Raw genomic sequence first — 21,075 nt, 5'->3', positions numbered from 1 at the left:
GGCCCGGCCGCCCGCAGGCCACCGCGGCGCCCCGGAGCGTGGCCCCGCGCCGGGCGGCCGCCGAGACGGCCTCTCCCGCGTGACCGCGCGCCCCGCGGCACCACCGCTCCCGCCCTGCCACCCGCCCGACCCTGGAGGACGTGTTGACCACCCGACGCCCCCGCATCGTGATCGTCGGCGCCGGCTTCGCCGGTTACCAGTGCGCCCGCACGCTGCTGCGGCGTGCCAACGGCGCCGCCGACATCGTCATCATCAACCCGAACGACTACTTCCTCTACCTCCCTCTCCTGCCCGACGTGGCCGGCGGGGCGCTGGAACCGCGACGGGTGACCGTCTCGCTGACCGGCACACTGCCCGGGGCACGCCTGATCCTCGGCGAGGCGGACGAGATCGACCTGGACGGCCGGACGGTCGGGTGGACCGATCCCGAAGGCCGCCGCGGCCGGCTCGGGTACGACAGGCTGGTCCTCACCGTCGGCAGCGTCAACAAGCTGCTGCCGATCCCGGGCATCAGCGAGCACGCGCACGGTTTCCGCGGCATCGCGGAGGCGCTGCACCTGCGGGACCACATCACCCGGCAGGTCGAGATGGCGAGCGCGGCCTCCTCCCCGGCGGAGCGGCGGGCACGCACCACCTTCGTCGTCGTGGGCGCCGGATACACGGGCACGGAGGTGACGGCGCAGGGCGTCCGGCTGACCGACGCGCTCCACCGCCACGACAGCGTCCTACGGGCGGGGCCCCGCCCGAGGTGGTTGCTGGCGGACATCGCCGACCGGGTGCTTCCCGAACTCGACCCGCGGCTGTCGTCCACCGCCGACCGGGTGCTGCGCTCGCGAGGGGTGGACATCCGCACGGGCACCTCCGTGGCGGAGGCGACCGCCACCGGGGTGCACCTCAGCGACGGTGACTTCGTCCCCAGCCGCACCCTGGTGTGGTGCGTGGGGGTGCGGCCCGACCCGTTCGTCGAGTCCCTGGGGCTGCCCACGGAGCGGGGCCGGCTGTGCGTGGAGTCCACGCTCCGCGTACCGGGCCGACCCGAGGTGTTCGCGTGCGGGGACGCAGCCGCGGTGCCCGACCTGACCCGCACCGGCGAGGCGACCGCGATGACGGCCCAGCACGCCCACCGGCAGGGGAAGCTGGCGGCCCACAACATCGCGGCTTCCTTCGGGCACGGCACCGAACGGGAGTACGTCCACCACGACCTGGGCTTCATGGTCGACCTCGGGGGCAAAGACGCGGCCGCCAACCCGCTGAAGCTCCCGCTGTCCGGGCTGCCCGCCGCGGCGGTCACCCGTGCTTACCACCTCCTCTCGCAGCCGGGTAACCGGGCGCGGGTCGCTGCGGACTGGGCGCTGGACGCGGTGCTGCCGCGTCACGGGGTACAGCTCGGGCTCGTCCCGCCGGACGCGGTGTCGTTGGAGACGACCGCGCCGTCCGACGGGGCCCGGCCGCGGACCGCGCGGACGTGACGCCGGGCGACATCCCCGGGCCGCTGCGCGAAACACCCGGGCCGTCGGGCGAAACGCCTCGTTTCCGGGCCGGTGCCAGGGGCACCCGGCAGGGCCAGGCCCCGAAGCCGGGGGCACCACCGACCTCGCCCAGGAGGCGCCATGACCGACCGCAGTGACAAGACCGGACCCCTCCGGGACGACGAGATGAAGCGTGAGCTCCAGGGGGATCTGAAGGCGACCTCCTCGCCGCGGACGGCCGAGGGGCTGCGTGCCGAACCGCCGGCCGACGACGACCCGGAGGTCGCCGAGGACCCGGTCGGCGGCGCCGCCGGCGACGGCCCACCCGAGCGGCTGCGGCTGGAACTCGCCCGATACCTGGGGCGGACTTCGTTCCCGGCGGGGCGGGACGCCCTGGTGGACACGTTGCGCAGCATGCACGCGCCCGACCAGCTGGTCGAGTCGCTGGCGGTGCTGCCGCCCGACGAGCAGTACGACACCGTCCACGAACTGGCCTCCGCCCTCGGCCCCGAGCCGCGGACCCGGTAGTCGGCACCGGCGGGGGCTCGGCCCCCGCCGGGCCCCGGCCGCCCGGCGGCCACGTTCCCCCACCCGCGCCGTTTGCCCCGCCCGCCGGGGCCCCGGGTCGGGACCCGTGCTCGCCATCGCTCCTCCACACCCACAGGAAGCCGCACGCGGCTCAGTGACGAGCCAGCCCTCCCGCGAATGTGGCACGGGCCAGGTGACTGTTACCGGGGCGCCCGGACCTGGCGATACGTTCTTGCGCGTGTCCGCCCTGCCTCGGCCGGTTCCAGGACCGCAGGGAACAGCCCTGGCTACTTCTCAGGGTCCCGAGTCGCATTTCACCGTCCACGGGGATCGTGCTGGAGATCCCCGGGTTCCGCCTGACGCATGGAGACGCCATAGGCCACCAGGCCACGCGAATGCCTGCGGTGGGCAACGGCGACCGTGGTGGGGGCCGATGGTCCGCTACGCTCCCGACAACCGCGTCGAAGCGGCGGGCATCATTTCTGCGATCGACCAGCACGTTGCTGGTCGTCTCCGAGCAGAGGACGAACCGATGGGCGATCGGGCTGAGGACCGCATGGCCGGCCGCACGAGGCGTCCCACCGGTGCCGGGCGGCCGGCAGCATCCGCCGCACCGCTTGCGCTGGTGTTCCTGCTGGCAGCCTGCTCGGGCGGAGGTACCTCGCGGGAGCACGTTCACCTGCCGCCGGTCCTCGGGCCGGCCCTCGTCGACACCCTGGCCGCTGACCCTCCACACGGTGCCGCGCCGCTTCCCCCGAGAACGAGCGCCGCCCGGCACCCGTCGCCGCAGCGGGAGAGCGGGCAGGGGCGGCGACCGGTCAGTGGTGGTTCGCCGAGCTCTCCGACGACGGGCGACAGATCCACTTCTGGTACCGCTCTCAACCCACCTGCGAGTACGAGATGAGCGGAGTCCGGATCACCGAGACGGCGGACCACGTCGAGATCACCCCACTGCGGTCCTACGCGCCCCTCCCGGAAGGAACGGTGTGCCCCTTGGACCTCCGCGCCACCGAAAGCGCCTACGTCACTCTCGAGCAGCCCCTGGGCGACCGCCACCTCCTCCACCCACCGCACTCGAACGGGGCAAGACCCTCGACCTGACTGAGTCCGCCCGAGAGCACGACGGCCCGGCCGCACAGCTGCCGAGTGGGTCCTGAGACCGCACTTTTCCGCCGGCGCATGGCCGCAAGGAGGGGCGCTGGCCGGTCAGGCCCGCATGACCGTGGCGATCGGAAGCCGCGCTGCGCGCAGCGCGGGGACTGCGCCGCCCGCCAGGCCGGCCAGGGCACCGGCTGCAAGCCCGGCGAAGCCGGCGGAGAGTGGGAAGCCCACGTTGCCGGCGCTGCCCCACAAGGCGGGTACCAGGGTGTGGAAGAGGCCGGTTGCGCCGGCGATTGCGGTGGCCGCGCCGAGGAGTCCGATGAGGACGGACTCTGCCAGCACCAGGATCGCGACGTCCGAACGACGCGCTCCCAGAGCGCGACGCAGAGCGAGTTCTTCGGCCCGTTCCCTCAGACTCGCCAACCCGATGTTGAGGACGCCGATCACCCCCACAGTGAGGGTGATCGCGCCGACGCCGAAGAAGATCCCGCGCAGCATCGCCAGGGTGGAGGCCAGGTCGTCCACGGTGTCGACGCGGACGATTGCTCCCGTCAACGGCACCGCGTGGCTTTCGGTGGCCCGGGCGAGAACGTCGCGGGCCGCTCCACTCCCGGTAGGGGTGCGGGCAAGGATCTGGAGTTGTGCCTGCGGCGCTGATCCGGCCCGGGCTTGTATCTCCGGCAACGGGACCCACGCCCGCGGCAGGTCGTCTCCGTCGTCCACGACCGCAAGCACCCGTACCGGCTCCGGAGCGCTGCCCGGTGTCCCCCGCAGCAGGAAGCCCTGGCTGTTGAGGGACCGCAGGTCCCTCTCGGGTGGCGATGGTCAGCGGCCCGACCGGCGCTGCCGTTCGACGTCGCGGAGCGTCCCCGGCGACGTCCCGCGAGGGCGAGAGGACGGACGCCGATGACCGTCACGGATACGCGCGGGCGTTGTCGACCGGCGGCACGTGCCTGCGGCGGACACGTTCGGCGAGGCGCTGAGCGTAGGGCGCGGCCGGCCGGTCAGGGGTGGGCGTCGTGCCGGGGCGCGGTTCTCTGACCACCTCGGTCCAGCCAGGGAGCACGTAGAGACGGCCTTCCTGGACTCGGTAGCCGTAGCGCCGCCATGGGGCGGCCCCCACCGCGCTCCGCGGCACCCGCCGCGACCGACGCGACGGGTGCCGTTCCGCTCGCCGGAGCGGCACCCGTCGGCCGTCGTCACCCCGGCCAGGGCCGGGGGACGGCGCGTCGGTCAGTCGCTCCGGCGGAGGGACTCCGGCTTGTGGACCGCGGTCCGGCCGCTCTTGTCGCTCTTCACCTCGTACTGGGGTTCCTCCCGCGAGGCGTCGACGGTGCGGCCCCCGGCCTCGGTGCGTCGCTCGATCCGGCGGACGACGGTGCCGCCGATGTCCTTCCCGTGGCTCTGCCACGTGACGTGGTCCCCCTTGGTGAGTTTCTTGTCCTTGTCCGCCATGGGGTCTCTCCTCTCTCGTGCCCCGGTGCCGTCCGCCGGCTCCGGGCGGTCATGCCCCTCCGGGGCCGGCGCGACCTCCGGCGGTGGTCGCGGTTCCGGTGCCCGACCCGGTGCCGAGGCCGGGGGCGACGGCGCCGTGCTCGTCCAGCCCGAGGGCCACCTTCGTCCACCCCGCCTCCCGCCGGTCGAAGGTGCGGTAGGCGTCGATGACGTCCCGCTCCCCGGCCCAACGCGTGATCAGCGGCGTCGGATCCAGCTCCCCGGAGCCCACCATGGAGACGAGCCGCGGAATGTAGCGGCGGTGGTTGCAGTTGCCCATCCGCAGGGTGAGGTTCTTCATGAACGCCTCGCCGAACGGGAACTGCTGGACCTGCGGCGGGTAGACGCCGACGAAGCCGACGGTGCCCCCCTTGGCGACCATGCGCACCGACCAGCGCGCCGCGAGCGAGGGCGCGTCACCGGCGACCCAGGTGTCGCCGTCGGGGTTCTGGTCCGGGGCGATCGCGTCGCGTTCCTCGTCGAACCGGTGGGCCTCCTCGTCCGTCACCGCGGCGGGCCCGTGGGCCGGGCGCTGGGCGTCGACCCCGACCGCTTCGATCACGCGATCGACGCCGATTCCTCCGGTGAGTTCCAGGACGGCTTCCACCGGGTCCTCCCGGTTGAAGTCGATGACCTCCGCGTGCTGGCGGCGGGCCAGGTCCAGACGGTCCGCGACCCCGTCGACGACGATGACGCGGCCCGCGCCCTGGAGCCGCGCGCAGGCCACAGCGGCCTGCCCCACCGGCCCCGCGCCGACGATCGCGACGGTGTCGCCGCTGCCGATCTCGGCGAGCCGTGCGCCGAACCAGGCGGTCGGGTAGATGTCGGAGAGCATGATCGCCTGCGCGTCGTCCACCGTCTCGGGCAGGGGGACCAACCCGACGTGGGCGAAGGGGACGCGGGCGTACTCGGCCTGGAGGCCGTCCAGACCGCCGGCGCTCTGCGGACCGCCGAAGAAGACGGTCCCGCCTCGCGGGGGATTGGCGTTGTCGCACTGCGCGTAGTAGCCGGCGCGGCAGTAGCTGCAGGTCCCGCAGGCGACGGTCGAGGGGATCACCACGCGGTCCCCCGGGCGGAAGTTCCGCACTTCGGGGCCGACCTCCGTCACGACTCCGACCGCCTCGTGGCCGAGCACCCGGCCCTCCTTCATGTCGGGCATGGTGCCGCGGACGAAGTGCAGGTCGGTGCCGCAGATCGCGGAGGTGGTGATGCGGACGATCGCGTCGTGGGGGTCCTGGATGGAGGGGTCGGGCACGTCGTCCAGGCGGATGTCGCCTACTGCGTGCCACACAACGGCCTTCATGAGCATGTCCTTCGTCGGTCGGCGTCGGGGCACCGCCGGGTGCCCGGCGCGCCGCCGGGCGAAACGGCACCGTCCCCGCTACCGCACTGTGCTCGTCCGCCCGTCCCGCGGCGGGTCGGAGTGCGGGGATGCTTCGGAGGGCGGAGGCCGGGTAGCCGCCGCTGCGGAGCGGTCCGGGCCGTGCGCGCTCCGGCTCGCGGATCGGCGTGGCCGGACGGATGATCGACCTGCGGCGCCCAGGGCGCGCGGTGCCCCCGCCGGCAGGGCCGTGCGCGCCGACCGCCCACGCCGACCGCCCACGGCGACGGGACATCGAGAACCGAGGAGCACTGTGATGACGGACGAGGCACGCGGCGACGACGTCTACCAGCCCCAGCAGGACGACGGGAGCCTGCCGTCGGACGACCAGCCCGATCTGGAGAACACCCTCGACGAGCGCGGGCTGGACGACCGGATGGCGGAGGGCTACTCGCCCCCGGAGCGCCCGCTGGGCGTGGAGAAGTTCGGCACGACCGCCGCCGAGGAACGCGAGGGCGAAACCCTCGACCAGCGGCTGGCGCAGGAGGTCCCCGACGTCACCCCACCGGAGGGCGACGGCATCGGGGACCTGCGCGAGGGTGAGGGGGAGGCGCGCGAGCGCGAGCTGGGCGCGGAGCGGGCCGGTCGGTTGGCCGAGGTGGCGGACACCACGGGGCGCGACACCGATGTCCTCGCCGAGGACGTCGGCATCGACGGCGGGGCCGCCTCGGCCGAGGAGGCAGCGGTGCACCTCACCGACGAACCCGCCGACAAGGACGCGGACATCTGACTCATCGGAGGCGGGTCCCACGCCACGCAACGGACGCGCCACGCAACGGACGGGGGCCGCACGTTCCGGCACGGCGGCCGCCCGGGGTGCCCCGGCGGCCGCCGTGCTGCGTCGCGGGTCAGCGCTGACGCTGCGGATCGCGCAGTGCCGACCGGCCGTCGCGCCACGAGGCCAGCAGATGGCGGGCCAGCACCGCTTCGAGGTACTCGGTCACCTCGATTCCGAACACGACGTCCCCGGCGAGCTCCGGTTCGTCCGCGAGCAGGCCGCCGATCACCTCGCGGCGCACGAGCTGCTCGTGGACGGCGTCGGCCTCCACGTGCTCGTCGTAGAACCGCTCGGCCGCCGGCCCCGCCCCGGCACGTCGCATCGCGGCCGCCAGCCGCCGCGACCCCGGGGAGGAGGTGATCTCGACGGTGGCGAAGTGCCCGACCAGCGCGCCGCGCAGCCGCCGGTGGAGCCCGAGGAGCGACATCAGGGTGACGACGGCCAGGGCGGGGGCCGGGGCGGCGTCCAGGTACCGCCCGTACGCCGTGCTGAGTCCGAGGTTCACCATGAGGTCGGCGAACAGGCGCGCGTGCACGTCCTCCGCGCGGCCGGCGCCGAACTCGTCGAACTCCACCGCCACCATGGCGGCCTTGGCCCGGCCCCGCAGCCGGGGAACGACCCACAGGTGGGGGTCGGCCTCCTTCAGGTGGTAGAGCGAGCGCACCGCCGCGTACTCCCGCAGCTGCCAGAGCTCCCCGGCGCGCTCCAGATGGTGGCTGACGCCGGTCCCGTCGTCGGTGACCGGTTCCACCAGCAGGTCGGCGACGGCCGCGGCGACATCGGTGGAGCCCGTGCCGGCGTCCCGGCGGAGGGCTCGGAGGAACACCTCCTCGGCCGCTCCCCGCACCCGCAGCAGGGCCGGGTCCCACTCGAGGGAGTCCTCGACCCCGGCGAACCCCCGGTAGTGCAGTTCGTAGAGGACGTACAGCAGCAGCTGCAGGTCGTCGCCGTAGGGATCGGCGTCGCCGACGGCGGCGGCGTCGGGCAGGGCCGCGTCCCGCCCCGCGAGGCGCGCCAGCACCGCACGGCTCAACTCACCGCGGGCGGACGGCAGCCGGGGCGCGGCGTGGGCGTCCGGCTCTGCCGTAGGGGGCGGAGCTGTCACAGCGGCTCCTCCCCGTCAGGGCAGGGCCCGTCGGCCCCGCGCGGTGGGCCGCCGTCGCGGCGGCGACGGCGGTGGCTGGTGTCGCACCAGGGCTGGCTGCGGCTGCGTCGGCAGGTGCACAGCGCGACGACGAACCGGTCGGAGCGGGTGACGGTGCCGTCCGCCGCCACGACCTCGACGGGGCCTTCCACCAGCACCGGGCCCTGACGGTCCACCGTCACCCGGCGAGGCGCCTCATCCCTTGCGGCCACGGATCACCACCAGTTCCTCGCCCCCCACCTCGTGGGAGAGCAGCCCCTGGGCGCGCAGCCATCGCGCGCGCCCGCGCAGCACCGGTCCGAAGGGCACCGTGACCCGGTCGCACACCGCGGCGCCGATACCGGCCGCGGCGAGGCGGTCCACGGTGGCCTCCGGGCCGCTGAGGTGCGACTGCACCAGCAGCAGAATCCCCCCGGGACGCAGCGCGGCGGCGGCGCCGTCGCAGATGCGGTCCAGCACCAGCCGTCCGTCGGGGCCGGCGTTCCAGGCGCGGCCGGCTCCCAACCGGGCCGGGGAGTCCGCGGGTGCCGGAACGTAGGGCGGATTGCTGATCAGGGCGTCGAAGGCACGACCGCGGAGCGCCGAGAGCAGGTCGCCCCGGCGCACGGAGACCGGCAGCCGCGCGAGTGCGGTGTTCAGCCGGGCGGAGGCGACGGCGCGTCGGCTGATGTCCACGGCCGTGACGCGGGCGCCGAGTCGGGCGGCGTGCAGCGCCAGCGCGCCGCTGCCGGTGCAGAGGTCCAGGACCTCCATCCCGGGGAGGATGCCCTCGCGGCGCATGGCACCCGCGAGCAGCAGCGTGTCCGCCTGGGGCCGGTAGACGCCGGGCAACCGCAGCAGCCTGGCGGTGCGGGCAGGTGCGGCCGCGGTGGCGGGCGGCGGCGCGGATGGCGCGCGCGGTGGTCTTCTGAGCGCGTCCTGATGGGCCATGGGGTGCTCCCCCTGTCGGGAGGTGGGCGAAGTGCGGGGAAGGGCGGTGCGGTCGGAGGGGCGGGCGCCGTGCCCGGATCGGGTCGGGCGGGGCGGCCCGGGTGCGGCGCCATGCGGCGCCATGCGGCGCCATGCGGCGCCGGAACCGGAGTGACCAGGATCGCCGCGCTCAAACCTCGCGGCGCGGTGGTGCGGCGTTCGGGTGAGTTGTCGGCCCGGCGTGGTTCAGGCACCGCTCGGCGGGTGACCCGGCGACCCATGACAACCACTCCGCCACTGCGCGCGCTCGCCGTCGTCTGCACCCTGAACCGCTCCCCCGCCGCGTCCAGCAGCCAGCTGCTCGCCGAGCAGGTGCTGGAACTGCTCGCCGCCGAGGGGGCCACGACCGAGCTCGTCCGCGCCGCCGACCACACCATTCCGCCGGGGGTGGCGGTGGACGTCGGCGAGGGCGACGACTGGCCCGCCCTCCGGGAGCGGGTTCTCGCCTGCGACATCCTGCTGCTCGCCACGCCCATCTGGCTGGGCCATCCCTCCAGCGTCGCGCAGCGCGTGCTGGAACGGTTGAACGCCGACATCTCCGAGACGGACGACGAGGGACGCCCCCTCCTGTCGGGCCGCGTCGGCGCTGTCGCCGTCGTCGGCAACGAGGACGGCGCGCACAAGGTGGCCGCCGACCTGTTCCAGGGGCTGAGCGACATCGGCTTCACCCTTCCGCCGCAGGCCGTCACCTACTGGGTCGGCGAGGCGATGCAGGGCACCGACTACCAGGACCTGGCGGAGACCCCGGAGAAGGTCCGGTCGACCTCCGCGGCACTGGCCTCGACCGCCGCACACCTCGCCCGTGTCCTGCGGGAACGCCCCTTCCCCGCGCCTCCCTCCTGAGGGCGTCGGCCGCCCCGCGCCGCGCTCCCCGCCGGGGGCGCGCGGGACGCGGCCCCGCCCGTGCTGCGACGAACGGAGACCCCCGTGCGTGACCTGCGTCGGCTGCTCGGTGAGTGGCCCGTGTACCGCCAGTTGACCGGCGGCGACCCCACGGGGCGGGGCAGTGCCGCCGCCTCGCCCCGGTCCCGTTGTCTGACGCCACGCACCGCCGGGGCGGACCGGGTGGTGAAGTCGGTCTGCCCCTACTGCGCCGTCGGGTGCGGCCAGGAGGTGCACGTCCGCGACGACCGGGTGGTCCAGATCGAGGGCGACCCCGACTCCCCCATCAGCCGCGGCCGCCTGTGCCCGAAGGGCGCCGCCACCCTGCAACTCACCACGGGCGCCGCTCGCCGCCACCAGTGCCTGTACCGGCCGCCGGGCGCGGGCGACTGGCAGCCGATCGACCTGGAGACGGCCATGGACATGGTGGCCGAGCGAGTCGTGCGGACGCGGCGCGAAGGCTGGGAGTGGGAGCACGAGGAGACACGGGTCGGCAGGACGATGGGCATAGCGAGCCTGGGCGGTGCCACGCTCGACAACGAGGAGAACTACCTCATCAAGAAGCTGCTGACCGGGCTGGGCGTCGTCCAGGTGGAGAACCAGGCCCGCGTCTGCCACAGTTCCACCGTGGCCGGGCTGGGCACCTCCTTCGGCCGGGGCGGCGCCACGACCTTCATGCAGGACCTGCAGCACGCGGACTGCATCGTCATCCAGGGGTCCAACTTCGCAGAGGCGCATCCCGTCGGCTTCCAGTGGGTGATGGAGGCAAAGGCCAGGGGGGCGCGCGTCATCCACGTGGACCCGCGGCACACCCGCACCAGCGCGCTCGCCGACTACCATGTGCCGCTGCGCGCCGGTTCCGACATCGCCTTCCTGGGCGGCGTCATCCGGTACGTGCTGGAGAACGAGGCCGACTTCCGCGAGTACGTCACCGCCTACACCAACGCCGCCCACCTGGTGAGCGAGGGGTTCCGCGACACGGAGGACCTCGACGGGGTCTTCTCCGGCCTGGACGAGGCGGCGCACACCTACGACCCGGCCACCTGGCAGTACGAGGACTCCCCGGTGCAGGCGTCGGCCGGGACGCGGGAACCGGTCGCCGACCGCCGTACCCAGGACTCCTCCGACGACCCCGCCACGCAGGGCGCCGGCGGCGCGGAGACCCACGGCTCGGGCGGCGCCGTCGCGGCGCCCCGTCCGCACCGGGACGACACCCTCCGGCACCCGCGGTGCGTGTACCAGGTGCTGAAGCGCCACTACGCCCGGTACACGCCGGAGCTGGTGGAGGAGGTCTGCGGGGTGCCGCAGGAGCTGTTCCTGCGGGTCTGCCGGGACCTCACCGCCAACTCCGGCCGGGAACGCACTTCGGCGTTCGTCTACGCGGTCGGGTGGACACAGCACACGACCGGAAGCCAGTACATCCGCGCGGCGAGCGTGCTCCAGCTGCTGCTGGGGAACATCGGCAGACCGGGCGGGGGCATCCAGGCGCTGCGCGGCCACGCCTCCATCCAGGGGTCGAGCGACATCCCGACGCTGTACAACCTGCTGCCCGGCTACATCCCGATGCCGCACCACCGCGCGCACCAGAACCTGGACAGCTGGATCGACTCCGCCCGCACCGGCAAGGGCTACTGGCACGAGATGCGGTCGTACGTGGTGAGCCTCCTCAAGGCCTGGTACGGCGACGCCGCGCAGCCGGAGAACGACTTCTGCTTCGACCACCTGCCGCGCCTGACGGGCGCGCACGACACCTACGCCACGGTGCGGGCCCAGATCGACGGGGCGTGCAAGGGCTACTTCCTGATGGGTGAGAACCCGGCCGTCGGCTCGGCCAACTCCCGGATGCAGCGGATGGGAATGGCGGCGCTCGACTGGCTGGTCGTGCGCGACTTCTCGCTCATCGAGTCCGCGACCTGGTGGCAGGACGGCCCGGAGATCGAGTCGGGCGAGCTGCGGACGGAGGACATCGAGACCGAGGTCTTCTTCTTCCCCGCCGCCGCGCACACCGAGAAGTCGGGTTCCTTCACCAACACCAACCGCTGGCTGCAGTGGCACGACGCGGCGGTGGAGCCGGAGGGCGACGCCCGCAGCGACCTGTGGTTCATGTACCACCTGGGACGCCGGATCAAGGAGCGGCTGCGGGGCTCCACCGACCCGATGGACCGGCCCCTGCTCGACCTGACGTGGGACTACCCGGTCTCCGGGCCGCACGACGAGCCGTCCGCGGAGGCGGTCCTCGCCGAGATCAACGGCACCGGCCCGGACGGCTCACCGCTGACGGACTACACCGGGCTGCGCGACGACGGCTCCACCCGCTGCGGCTGCTGGATCTACAGCGGCGTCTACCGCGACGGGGTGAACCAGGCCGCCCGTCGCCGCCCGCACCAGGAGATGGAGTGGACCGCCCGGGAGTGGGCCTGGGCGTGGCCGGCGGACCGGCGCATCCTGTACAACCGGGCCTCCGCCGCCCCGGACGGCACGCCGTGGAGCGAGCGGAAGGCCTACGTGTGGTGGGACGGGGAGCGCCGCGCCTGGGTGGGGCACGACGTCGCGGACTTCCCACCGGGGCTCGCCCCCGACCACGTGCCGGCCGAGGACGCGGTGGGGGTGGCGGCCCTGCGCGGTGACGACCCGTTCGTCATGCAGGCCGACGGCAAGGGGTGGCTCTACGCGCCCTCGGGGCTGCTGGACGGCCCGATGCCGACCCACTACGAGCCGCAGGACTCCCCCGTCCCCAACGCGCTGTACCCACGGCGGGGCCGGTCGCCGGTGCTGCTGCAGAGCAGCCGGCCGGAGAACCGCTACCACCCGGGGCCGGACGAACCGGGCGCCGCCGTCTACCCGTACGTCGTGACGACGTACCGGCTCACCGAGCACTTCACCGCGGGCGGCATGAGCCGCTGGTCGCCCTACCTCAGCGAGTTGCAACCGGAGCTGTTCTGCGAGGTCTCCCCCGCGCTGGCGGCCGAGCGCGGGCTGGAGCACGGCGGCTGGGCGACGCTCGTGACCGCCCGCAACGCCATCGAGGCACGGGTGCTGGTGACCCGGCGGATGACGCCCCTGACCGTGCAGGGCCGGGTGGTGCACCAGATCGGTGTGCCCTTCCACTGGGGGCCCAACGGCCTGGTGACGGGTGACGCCGCCAACGAACTCACGGCGGTGGTCCAGGACCCGAACGCGCACATCCAGGAGGACAAGGCGCTCACCGCGGACATCCTGCCGGGCCGCAGACCGCGCGGGCCGGCGCTGCCGGCGCTGGTCGCGGAGTACCGGCGGCGGGCCGGGGTCACCCGTACCACCGGCGGTCTCGACACACCGGAAGGGGACAGGCGATGACAGCGGCAGAGGACAAGACGCGCCGACCGGGAGGCGATGGGGCCGCGGAGCCGCACGACCCGGCGCGGGCGAGCGGGTACACGGACCCGCCCGAGCGGGTCGGCTTCTTCACCGACACCTCCGTCTGCATCGGGTGCAAGGCGTGCGAGGTGGCCTGCAAGGAGTGGAACGCGCTGCCCGCCGACGGCTTCTCGCTGAGCGGGATGTCGTACGACAACACCCGGGAGCTCGGCGCCTCCACCTGGCGGCACGTCGCCTTCGTCGAGCAGACGGTGCCGGACGGGGCGTCCGGCGGAGCGCCGGACGGGGCGGTCGCTCCCGGGGACCGCCCGCTGCTCGGCCTCACCCCGGTCGAGCCGGCCTCGGCCCCCGGCGGGGACGCAGCGGAGGAGCCTCCGGGGTCGAAGATCCGCTGGCTGATGTCGTCCGACGTCTGCAAGCACTGCACCCACGCGGCCTGTCTCGACGTGTGCCCCACGGGGGCGCTGTTCCGGACGGAGTTCGGGACGGTGGTGGTGCAGGACGACATCTGCAACGGCTGCGGCTACTGCGTGCCGGCCTGCCCCTACGGTGTCATCGAGCAACGGCCGGACGACGGCCGGGCGTTCAAGTGCACGATGTGCTACGACCGATTGGGCGCGGGGATGGAACCGGCCTGCGCGAAGGCCTGCCCGACCGAGTCGATCCAGTTCGGGCCGCTCGACGAACTGCGGGAGCGGGCCGCGCAGCGGCTCGACGCCCTGCACGACGCCGGTGTCCCCGAGGCGCGGCTCTACGGCCATGACCCGGACGACGGGGTCGGGGGCGACGGGGCGTTCTTCCTCCTGCTGGACGAACCCGAGGTCTACGGCCTGCCGCCGGACCCGCAGGTGACGACTCGCGACCTTCCCCGGATGTGGCGCCACGCCGCGGCAGCCGGGGTGGCACTCCTCTGCGCGGTCGGCGCCTCGGCCGCGGCGACCGCGGTGACCGCGGTGACCGCACGACGGAAGGCAAGCGCATGACCGACCACGGGTCCGCCGCGAACGGCGGGCAGAGCGCAGCGGGGCACGCCGCTTCCCCGCCGGAGAGCCGCCGGCGCGGCGGCGGCGAGCAGCTCATGGTGGAACGTGCCTCCTTCGACAGCTACTACGGTCGTCCGGTCGTCAAGGCGCCCGCCTGGGAGGCCCGCGACATCGCCGGCTACTTCTTCCTCGGCGGGCTGGCCGGGGCGGGTTCGGTGCTGGCCGCCGCGTTGCACGCCGGCGGGGCGCACCGGACGGCCGCGGCGTTGAAGGTCACCGCCGTCGGGTCGGTGGGGCTGGCCACCGCGGCCCTCATCCACGACCTCGGCGTCCCCTCGCGGTTCACGCACATGTTGCGCGTCGTCAAGCCGTCCTCGCCGATGAGCGTCGGCTCCTGGTTGCTGGCGGTCTACGGGCCGTTCGCCGGCGCCGCGGCGTTGTCGGCCGTGACGGGTAGGGCGCCGCGGGCCGGTGCGGCCGCCACCGGCGGGGCCGCTTTCCTGGGCCCGGCGGTCGCGACGTACACGGCCGTCCTGGCCGCCGACACCGCTGTGCCCGCGTGGCACGGCGCGCACCGGGAGCTGCCCTACGTCTTCGCCGGGTCGGCGCTTGCCGCGGCGTCGGGCGCTGCGCTGCTGCTGGGGCCGCGGTCCGAGACCGGCGTCGCCCGGGCCACGGCGGTTCTAGGGGCGGTGGGCGAGGCGGCGGCCGATCATCTGATGCGCCGCCGGCTGGGTTCGGTGGCGACCACGCTCTCGGAGGGGCGGGCGGGGCGGTTGCTGCGGGCGGCGCGGGTGCTGACCGCGGTGGGCGCCGCGCTCGCCCCGGCGTCGGGGCGGTTCCGCGCCGCGGGGGTGGGGGCCGGCGCGGCGCTGCTGGCCGGGTCGGTGTGCACCCGGTTCGGGGTGTTCGCCGCCGGCGTCGCCTCTGCTCAGGACCCGGCGCACACGGTGGGCCCGCAGCGCGCCCGGCTCGCCGAGCGCGCCGAACAGCAGCCGGACGCGGCCGGCTGACGACTGCGCGCCCCGGCCCGGCCCGGTCAGCGGGCCGGGGACGGGACAGCGCCGCCACCAACGTGCCCACCTGCGGGTCGGGAAGGGCCCGGGCGATGTCCGCCTGGGCGACGACCCCGACCAGCCGGGTGCCGTCGATGACCGGCAGGCGGCGCACGCCGTGCTCGGTCATGGTGGTCATGGCCTCCTCCACGTCGTCGTCGGCCCCGATGGTCACGGCCTCCCCGGTGACCAGGTCGCCGGCGGTGACCGTGGCGGGGTCGTCACCCTGGCCGATGACACCGATGACGATGTCGCGGTCGGTGACGACTCCGCGGAGCCTGTCGCCCTCGCACACCGGGAGTGCCCCGAGTCCCTCCTCGCGCATGGTCGCCGCCACCGACAGGACGGAGGCGTCGCCGTCGGCGCAGACCGGGTCCGGGGTCATGATCTCGCGTGCTGTCGTCATCGCTGAGCCTCTCCTTCGTCGTCTCCGGGGCCGTTCGGCCGCCGGCCGGGGCGGTGGGCGGCCGGGATCCGGACGCCCACTGGCCCCGGGTGCCCGGTGGACCGCTGGTCGAACCAGCGGCCCCCGGACGGATCGGGGGCGCGCGGGCCGACGCGGGACGGTGGCGGCACCACCGCCTCGGCCGAGGAGGAGCGGCGGAGTCACCCGGGCAGGTCGTCCCGGCGTCCCACACCCGTGGCGACCTCCCGCGCTCTGCCGCCCGGCACCCGCTCCCGGAGCGGAGCGGTCGGACCGCCCGCGGCGTCGCGAAGCCCGGCGAGCATCTCGGCCACGGCGTCGGCTGCCCCGACGGTGGGACGCCAGCCGAGCTCCGAGCGCGCCCGCTCGGTGGACATCACCGGCAGTCGGCGCAGCGCGTCCAGCAGCTGCGGGGGGCTGGGCACCGCGCGTGCCCGGTAGGCGAGCGCCTGGGCCGCGCGGACGGCCCGGTACGGCACCCGCGGGGCCGGGGCGTCGAACAGGGCGGCGAAGTCCGCCGTCGTCAGAGGGGGTTCCGCCGCGAGGTTGTACGCCCCCCGCGCCTCCTGCCGCAGGGCGGCGCGCAGGAACCCGTCAGCCACGTCACGTGCGTGCACCGTCTGCAGGACGACGCCCGGCACCAAGGGGACGGCCGGGACGAGAGCGGAGCGCACCAGCCGATGCGGCACCAGCGGCCCGGCGAAGAGGCGCCGCTGCTCCATGGCGGCGGCTCGGCGGAAGACGAATCCGGGCCGCATCCGCACGACGCGCGTCCCGGGGTTCCGCAGCTCGAAGACGTCGAGCAGGCGCTCGACATAGGCCTTCTCCCTGCTGTAGGCGACGGTGGGCCAGCCGTGCGTCGGATGGTTCTCGTCGGCCGGGGCGGGGCGCTCCCCCGGGCGGCGGGGTGAGTAGGCGGCGACCGAGGAGGCGTACAGAAGGGCCGGGACCTCCGCCAGGGCGACGGCACGCAGTACCCGGGCGGTGCCGAGGACGTTGGTCGCCCAGGTGACGGCGGTGTCGCGGCTGGGCTGGATGAGCCAGGCGGTGTGGATCACGACGTCCGCGCCGCGGAAGGCGTCCACGAGGTCGGGGACGCTGCCGTGCGCGCCGATGTCCGCCGTCTCCCAGTCGGTCCCGGCGGGGCGCCAGGAGGTCGGGCGCCGTGCGATCCCCAGCACGGACCCGATCCGGTCGTCCCTCCCCAGCGCCTCGACGACGGCGGAGCCGATGTTGCCGGTCGCACCGACCACGACCACCCTCAGTCCGGGCCGGGCCTGCTGCTGGGTCATCTCGTTCTCCTCCGTCGTCGTTCCCTGCGCGGGTGTCGGGGCGCGGGCGGGGCGCCGGGACGGGGTCGGTCGCGGCGGTGACCGGGCGAACCGACCGGGCCGCGGTGACCTCCGCCGGGTTGCCGCTCGCCCGGCAGCCAAACCCGGGCACGTCGTACCGGCTGCGGCGGCCGCGTGATGCCACGATGGGCCGTATGGGGAAGAGCGCTCTCATCGTCATCGACATGATCAACACCTACGACCACGCGGATGCCGAGCTGCTGGTGCCCTCCGCGCGGGAGGCGCTTCCCCCGCTCACCCGTCTGATCGAGCGGGCCCGGGCCGAGGACGTACCGGTGGTGTACGCCAACGACAACTTCGGCCAGTGGCGCTCCCACCACGGTGAGATCGTCAGCGCTTGTCTGGCCGGCCGCTACGCGGAGCTGGTCGAGCCGATCGTGCCGGACGACGCGTCGCTCTTCGTCGTGAAGGCGCGGCACTCGATCTTCTACGAGACGCCCATGAGCTACCTGCTCTCGCAGATGGGTGTCGACCATGTGGTGCTGTGCGGCCAGGTCACGGAGCAGTGCGTGCTGTACTCGGCCCTGGACGCCCACATCCGCCGGCTGCGGGTGACGGTGCCGGCGGACTGCGTGGCGCACATCCATCGCGACCTGGCCGAGCCGGCGCTGCGGATGATGGAGCGGAACATGGGCGCCGACATCTGCACCGGACCGACCGTGGCCTTCTGAGGACACCGGCCGCCGCACCGCGTGCCGCGGCCGGTGCGCCGCCCCGTCGCCGCGGGTGCGGGCGCACCGGCCGTGGTGCCGTCCGGACGGTCAGACCCCCGCGGGGAACCGGTCCCAGACCCGGTGCGCGCCGAGCAGCTCAGCGAGCGCGTCGAAGACGGCCCCGGCGTCGGTACCGGTCACCACCCCCGGCCCGCCCGGCGAGACGTCGGCCTGTTCGAGGACCGCTGCGACATCGCCCCAGCCGCCGACCACCTTGTTGTGCCGGAACGCCTCGGTGAGCATCAGCACCACGCGTGGGTCGGTGCCGCCGCGCGGCACCGCGCCTGCGCCCGCGGCCCGCGCCGCGCGGGCGTCCCGGGCGCCGTAGGCGTCCTTGCCCGCCGCCGGTACACCCGCCAGCAGGACGGCGTCGAACTCGACCGAACGCGCCGCCGTGAACGAGCGCTGCACCGTGACCGGGTCGCCGTCCGGGTCCAGGACCCCGCCGGTGGGAGCGATGACCAGCGGCACCATGCCGGCTGCCAGCGCGGCCTCCCGCACGGTGCGCACCCCTGCCAGGTCGCTGTCGGCGTCGGCGACGATCCCGACGACCCGGCCGTCTCCCGGCCAGGTGCCGCGCAGCTGGGAGAGTGCGGGGCTCGGCGCCGGCGTGCCGAGTTCGACGGTCGCCTCCGGCGCAGGGAGGCCGAGGCCGGTGGCGACCTCCTGGCACAGCACCGGGTCGATGTTGGCCAGGACGCGCAGGGTGCGCTCCTTCACCGCCTGCTCGTAGCACTTGCTGAGCTCGAAGGTGTAGGCGGAGATGATGTGTTCGCGCTCGACCGGGGTCATGCTGAGCCAGAACAGGCGGGGCTGGCTGAAGTGGTCGTCGTACGAGGCGGGCGCGCGGCGGACCTTGGACGCCTCCGGCACGGTGACGGGGGCTTCGACGAACGCCCCCTCGGTCGCGCCTGCCAGGAAGGGGCAGCCGCCGTCCAGCGAGTTGGGGCGGTAGGGCGCGACGCCCCGGTGGACCGCGCTCTGGTGGCGGCCGTCCCGCAGCATGTCGTTGACGGGGACGTGCGGCCGGTTGATGGGGAGCTGCGCGAAGTTCGGCCCGCCGAGCCGGGAGATCTGCGTGTCCAGGTAGGAGTGCAGGCGCCCGGCGACCAGCGGGTCGTCCGTCACGTCGATGCCCGGCACCAGGTGCCCGACGTGGAAGGCGACCTGTTCGGTCTCGGCGAAGTAGTTCGAGACGTTGGCGTTGAGCGTCAGCACCCCGACGGGCTGGACCGGGGCGAGCTCCTCGGGGACGATCTTGGTGCTGTCGAGGAGGTCGATGCCCTCGAACATCTGGTCCTCGGTGTCGGGGAAGGTCTGGAGACCGAGCTCCCACTGCGGGTGTGCCCCCGCCTCGATGGCGTCGGCGAGGTCCCGGCGGTGGAAGTCGGGGTCGACGCCGTTGATCACCTGGGCTTCCTCCCAGAGCAGGGAATGGACGCCGAGCTTGGGCTTCCAGTGGAACTTCGCCAGCGTGGTGGCGCCCGCGGCGTTGACGAGGCGGAAGGTGTGGACGCCGAAGCCCTCCATCATCCGGTAGGAGCGGGGGATGCCGCGGTCGGACATGTTCCACAGCGTGTGGTGCGTGGCCTCGGTGTGAAGGCTGACGAAGTCCCAGAACGTGTCGTGGGCGCTCTGCGCCTGGGGGATCTCACGGTCCGGGTGGGGTTTCCCGGCGTGGATGATGTCGGGGAACTTGATGGCGTCCTGGATGAAGAAGACCGGGATGTTGTTCCCGACCAGGTCGAAGACGCCCTCGTCGGTGTAGAACTTCACCGCGAAGCCGCGGGTGTCGCGCACGGTGTCCGCCGACCCCCGTGAGCCGAGCACCGTGGAGAAGCGGGTGAAGACGGGGGTGGCGACGCCCTCGGCCAGGAAGGCGGCCCGGGAGACGTCCCCGGCGGTGCCGTACCCGACGAAGACGCCGTGGGCGGCGGCACCCCGGGCGTGCACCACCCGCTCCGGGATGCGTTCGTGGTCGAAGTGGGTGATCTTCTCCCGCAGGTGGTGGTCCTGCAGCAGCACCGGCCCCCGCTCCCCCGCCTTGAGGGAGTGGTCGGTGTCGTACAGCCGGGTGCCCTGGGCGGTGGTGAGGTGGGCGCCCGCCTGCGCGGCTTCCGCGGGGTCGCCGCTCAGTTCCTGGCCGGTGGGGCTGACCTCGGCGGGGCCGGTCTGGTCGGCCTTCGGGGGCAGCGGCTCGACGGGCCGGGTGGGCTGCTCCAGCGAGGGGGTCCGGGCTGCGGGCTTGCCCGGCACGCCCTCCTCGGGCCCGTCGGAGGGCTCGCGCAGCGTGTCGGCGGCCTTCTCGACTGCGGCCTTCAGGGGGTTCTTCTCGCGCATGATCGCTCCGTGCGTGTGGCGGACGGTGGGCCGGGCGGTGCGCCACGGCGCACCCCCCGCGGTGCCCGCCCCGGCCCGGTGCCTTGTGGAGCCGTCCGGGTGACGGGGCGTTCGTCGGACGCGCACCGAGTACCCCTCCCGCCGCCGTTGACGCAGCGCCGCGCCAACCCCCACCGGACGGCGCACAGTGGCGGCGGCAGCGGCTGGTCGAGTCGTCCGCCGACCGGGGAGGGCGTCCGGCGCGCCGCGCCGTCGCGGGCGCCCCGCGCGGAGGCGGGCCTGCCGCCGCCTGAAGGCGGCGGCAGCGGGCGTCACAGGGTGCGGAACCGCACGCCCCGGTCGCGCAGTGTCCCGAGCGCGGTGGCCAGTGCGCTGACCGTCCCCGAGCGGTCGCCCCCGCCGTCGTGGCAGAGGATGATGTCACCGGGGCCTGCGCCCAGCACGGTCCGGGCTATCCGCGCCGCGGGCGGTGCACGCCAGTCCTTGGGGTCCACGCTCCAGTCGGCCGGGGTGAGGCCGAGCCCCCGGGCCGCGGCCAGCACCGACCGGGACCAGCCGCCGGCCGGGGCGCGGAAGAGCTGCGGCGCCTGCCCCGTCGCGTCGAGGATGGCCTGCTGGGTGCGGCGCAGTTCCGCCTCGATCGCCGCCGGCGGCAGGGCGGCGAACGGCTGGGGGTGGGTGTGGCTGTGGTTGGCGAGGGTGTGTCCGGCCGCCAGCGTCCGGCGGAGCAGCTCCGGGTGGCGGGCGGCCCGTTCGCCGATCACGAAGAACGTGGCGCGCACGCCGTGCGCGTCGAGCACGTCCAGCAGCCGGGGCGTCCAGCGGGGATCGGGGCCGTCGTCCACGGTGAGCGCCACCTGCGGCCCTCCCGGCCCGCCGGCGTCGTCGGCACCGTCGGCGTCGTCGGCCGGGAGCCGGAAGACCGGCCCGCCGGCGAGCAGCGCGGGCCGCGCCCGGGTGCCGTCGTGCAGCGCCTCGGCGCGCCGGACGAGGCTCCACGCGACCTGGGCCGACCGCGCCCGCGCGGCCCCGATCCGTCCGGGGGCCGCTGGTTCGACCAGCGGTCCACCGGGCACCCGGGGCCAGTGGGCGTCCGGATCCCGGC

At 74.6% G+C, this 21,075-nt stretch carries 17 protein-coding genes and 1 pseudogene; 8 read left to right on the top strand and 10 right to left on the bottom strand.

All coding sequences use genetic code 11. The annotated features are described in order from the left end of the window. The first annotated feature begins 140 nt into the window (after window positions 1-140). Both HCN56_RS12695 and HCN56_RS12690 read left to right on the top strand, forming a co-directional pair. The gene (locus tag HCN56_RS12695; protein WP_312871209.1) at window positions 141-1,469 is read left to right on the top strand and encodes an NAD(P)/FAD-dependent oxidoreductase; all 1,329 of its coding nucleotides are present in this window, start codon (window positions 141-143) and stop codon (window positions 1,467-1,469) included. A gap of 141 nt (window positions 1,470-1,610) precedes the next feature. Then, window positions 1,611-1,997 carry a DUF2795 domain-containing protein gene (locus tag HCN56_RS12690; protein WP_167970475.1) on the top strand — a complete coding sequence of 129 codons (387 nt, stop codon included), beginning with the start codon at window positions 1,611-1,613 and terminating at the stop codon, window positions 1,995-1,997. Window positions 1,998-3,203: 1,206 nt separating this feature from the next. On the opposite strand, the gene HCN56_RS12685 is transcribed toward HCN56_RS12690, so the two are convergent. From HCN56_RS12685 to HCN56_RS12675, 3 genes are all read right to left on the bottom strand, one after another. Continuing rightward, window positions 3,204-3,653 carry an ABC transporter permease gene (locus HCN56_RS12685; protein WP_167970473.1) on the bottom strand — a complete coding sequence of 150 codons (450 nt, stop codon included), beginning with the start codon at window positions 3,651-3,653 and terminating at the stop codon, window positions 3,204-3,206. Between the two features lie 678 nt (window positions 3,654-4,331). Beyond that, on the bottom strand, window positions 4,332-4,553 hold the full coding sequence (locus HCN56_RS12680) for a hypervirulence associated TUDOR domain-containing protein (RefSeq protein WP_167970471.1): 222 nt from the start codon (window positions 4,551-4,553) through the stop codon (window positions 4,332-4,334). A gap of 49 nt (window positions 4,554-4,602) precedes the next feature. Beyond that, window positions 4,603-5,895, bottom strand: a complete 1,293-nt coding sequence (locus HCN56_RS12675) for a zinc-dependent alcohol dehydrogenase (RefSeq protein WP_167970469.1) — start codon at window positions 5,893-5,895, stop codon at window positions 4,603-4,605. 334 nt (window positions 5,896-6,229) lie between these two features. On the opposite strand from HCN56_RS12675, the gene HCN56_RS12670 reads away from it, so the two are divergent. Beyond that, on the top strand, window positions 6,230-6,703 hold the full coding sequence (locus HCN56_RS12670; protein WP_167970467.1) for a DUF5709 domain-containing protein: 474 nt from the start codon (window positions 6,230-6,232) through the stop codon (window positions 6,701-6,703). 118 nt (window positions 6,704-6,821) lie between these two features. Here the strand turns inward: HCN56_RS12670 and HCN56_RS12665 are convergent, their stop codons facing one another. The 3 genes from HCN56_RS12665 to HCN56_RS12655 are packed head-to-tail and all read right to left on the bottom strand — an operon-like array spanning window position 6,822 to window position 8,825. Continuing rightward, entirely contained in the window at window positions 6,822-7,856 is a 1,035-nt protein-coding gene (locus HCN56_RS12665) for an iron-containing redox enzyme family protein (RefSeq protein ID WP_167970465.1), read from the bottom strand. Then, a complete protein-coding gene (locus HCN56_RS12660) occupies window positions 7,853-8,077 on the bottom strand; it encodes a CDGSH iron-sulfur domain-containing protein (protein WP_167970463.1) in 225 nt (74 codons plus the stop codon). The genes HCN56_RS12665 and HCN56_RS12660 overlap by 4 nt, the downstream gene beginning before the upstream one ends. Window positions 8,078-8,090: 13 nt before the next feature. Next, window positions 8,091-8,825 (bottom strand): HemK2/MTQ2 family protein methyltransferase, encoded by a 735-nt coding sequence (locus HCN56_RS12655; protein ID WP_167970461.1) that lies wholly within the window; start codon window positions 8,823-8,825, stop codon window positions 8,091-8,093. A gap of 258 nt (window positions 8,826-9,083) precedes the next feature. On the opposite strand from HCN56_RS12655, the gene HCN56_RS12650 reads away from it, so the two are divergent. From HCN56_RS12650 to nrfD, 4 genes are all read left to right on the top strand, one after another. Beyond that, entirely contained in the window at window positions 9,084-9,707 is a 624-nt protein-coding gene (locus tag HCN56_RS12650) for a flavodoxin family protein (protein WP_167970459.1), read from the top strand. Window positions 9,708-9,800: 93 nt separating this feature from the next. After that, entirely contained in the window at window positions 9,801-13,082 is a 3,282-nt protein-coding gene (gene fdh, locus HCN56_RS12645) for a formate dehydrogenase (protein WP_209312656.1), read from the top strand. Then, window positions 13,079-14,086, top strand: a complete 1,008-nt coding sequence (locus tag HCN56_RS12640; protein ID WP_167970457.1) for a 4Fe-4S dicluster domain-containing protein — start codon at window positions 13,079-13,081, stop codon at window positions 14,084-14,086. The genes fdh and HCN56_RS12640 overlap by 4 nt, the downstream gene beginning before the upstream one ends. 95 nt (window positions 14,087-14,181) lie before the next feature. Further along, window positions 14,182-15,099 carry an NrfD/PsrC family molybdoenzyme membrane anchor subunit gene (gene nrfD, locus HCN56_RS12635; protein ID WP_167970479.1) on the top strand — a complete coding sequence of 306 codons (918 nt, stop codon included), beginning with the start codon at window positions 14,182-14,184 and terminating at the stop codon, window positions 15,097-15,099. A gap of 43 nt (window positions 15,100-15,142) precedes the next feature. Here nrfD and HCN56_RS12630 read toward each other — a convergent pair. Then, a pseudogene (locus tag HCN56_RS12630) lies at window positions 15,143-15,547 on the bottom strand (CBS domain-containing protein); the annotation flags it as partial. Window positions 15,548-15,747: 200 nt separating this feature from the next. Next, entirely contained in the window at window positions 15,748-16,857 is a 1,110-nt protein-coding gene (locus tag HCN56_RS12625) for an NAD-dependent epimerase/dehydratase family protein (protein WP_167970455.1), read from the bottom strand. A 194-nt stretch (window positions 16,858-17,051) separates the two neighbouring features. Here HCN56_RS12625 and HCN56_RS12620 point away from each other — a divergent pair, with 194 nt between their 5' ends. Then, entirely contained in the window at window positions 17,052-17,588 is a 537-nt protein-coding gene (locus HCN56_RS12620; protein WP_209312655.1) for a cysteine hydrolase family protein, read from the top strand. Window positions 17,589-17,678: 90 nt separating this feature from the next. Here HCN56_RS12620 and HCN56_RS12615 read toward each other — a convergent pair whose 3' ends face one another. Together HCN56_RS12615 and HCN56_RS12610 are read right to left on the bottom strand one after the other, a co-directional pair. After that, window positions 17,679-19,970, bottom strand: a complete 2,292-nt coding sequence (locus tag HCN56_RS12615; protein WP_167970451.1) for a catalase — start codon at window positions 19,968-19,970, stop codon at window positions 17,679-17,681. 311 nt (window positions 19,971-20,281) lie between these two features. Further along, window positions 20,282-21,075 (bottom strand): polysaccharide deacetylase family protein (locus HCN56_RS12610; protein WP_209312654.1); only part of this gene is annotated, 794 nt, incomplete at its 5' end.

Origin of the sequence: Streptomyces lonarensis (genome assembly GCF_012033735.1) — a bacterium.
In the GTDB taxonomy this organism is placed as follows: Bacteria; Actinomycetota; Actinomycetes; order Streptomycetales; family Streptomycetaceae; genus Streptomyces; species Streptomyces lonarensis.
The sequence above is the reverse complement of the archived record's forward strand: the minus strand, read 5'-3'. Positions and strand labels throughout refer to the sequence as shown.

Excerpts from the sequence above, each read along its gene's own strand:
- HCN56_RS12680 (WP_167970471.1), bottom strand. The coding sequence starts at position 4,553 with ATGGCGGACAAGGACAAGAAACTCACCAAGGGGGACCACGTCACGTGG.
- HCN56_RS12655 (WP_167970461.1), bottom strand. The coding sequence starts at position 8,825 with ATGGCCCATCAGGACGCGCTCAGAAGACCACCGCGCGCGCCATCCGCG.
- HCN56_RS12640 (WP_167970457.1), top strand. The coding sequence starts at position 13,079 with ATGACAGCGGCAGAGGACAAGACGCGCCGACCGGGAGGCGATGGGGCC.
- HCN56_RS12675 (WP_167970469.1), bottom strand. The coding sequence starts at position 5,895 with ATGAAGGCCGTTGTGTGGCACGCAGTAGGCGACATCCGCCTGGACGAC.
- HCN56_RS12690 (WP_167970475.1), top strand. The coding sequence starts at position 1,611 with ATGACCGACCGCAGTGACAAGACCGGACCCCTCCGGGACGACGAGATG.
- nrfD (WP_167970479.1), top strand. The coding sequence starts at position 14,182 with ATGGTGGAACGTGCCTCCTTCGACAGCTACTACGGTCGTCCGGTCGTC.
- HCN56_RS12650 (WP_167970459.1), top strand. The coding sequence starts at position 9,084 with ATGACAACCACTCCGCCACTGCGCGCGCTCGCCGTCGTCTGCACCCTG.
- HCN56_RS12620 (WP_209312655.1), top strand. The coding sequence starts at position 17,052 with ATGGGGAAGAGCGCTCTCATCGTCATCGACATGATCAACACCTACGAC.
- HCN56_RS12615 (WP_167970451.1), bottom strand. The coding sequence starts at position 19,970 with ATGCGCGAGAAGAACCCCCTGAAGGCCGCAGTCGAGAAGGCCGCCGAC.
- HCN56_RS12670 (WP_167970467.1), top strand. The coding sequence starts at position 6,230 with ATGACGGACGAGGCACGCGGCGACGACGTCTACCAGCCCCAGCAGGAC.
- HCN56_RS12625 (WP_167970455.1), bottom strand. The coding sequence starts at position 16,857 with ATGACCCAGCAGCAGGCCCGGCCCGGACTGAGGGTGGTCGTGGTCGGT.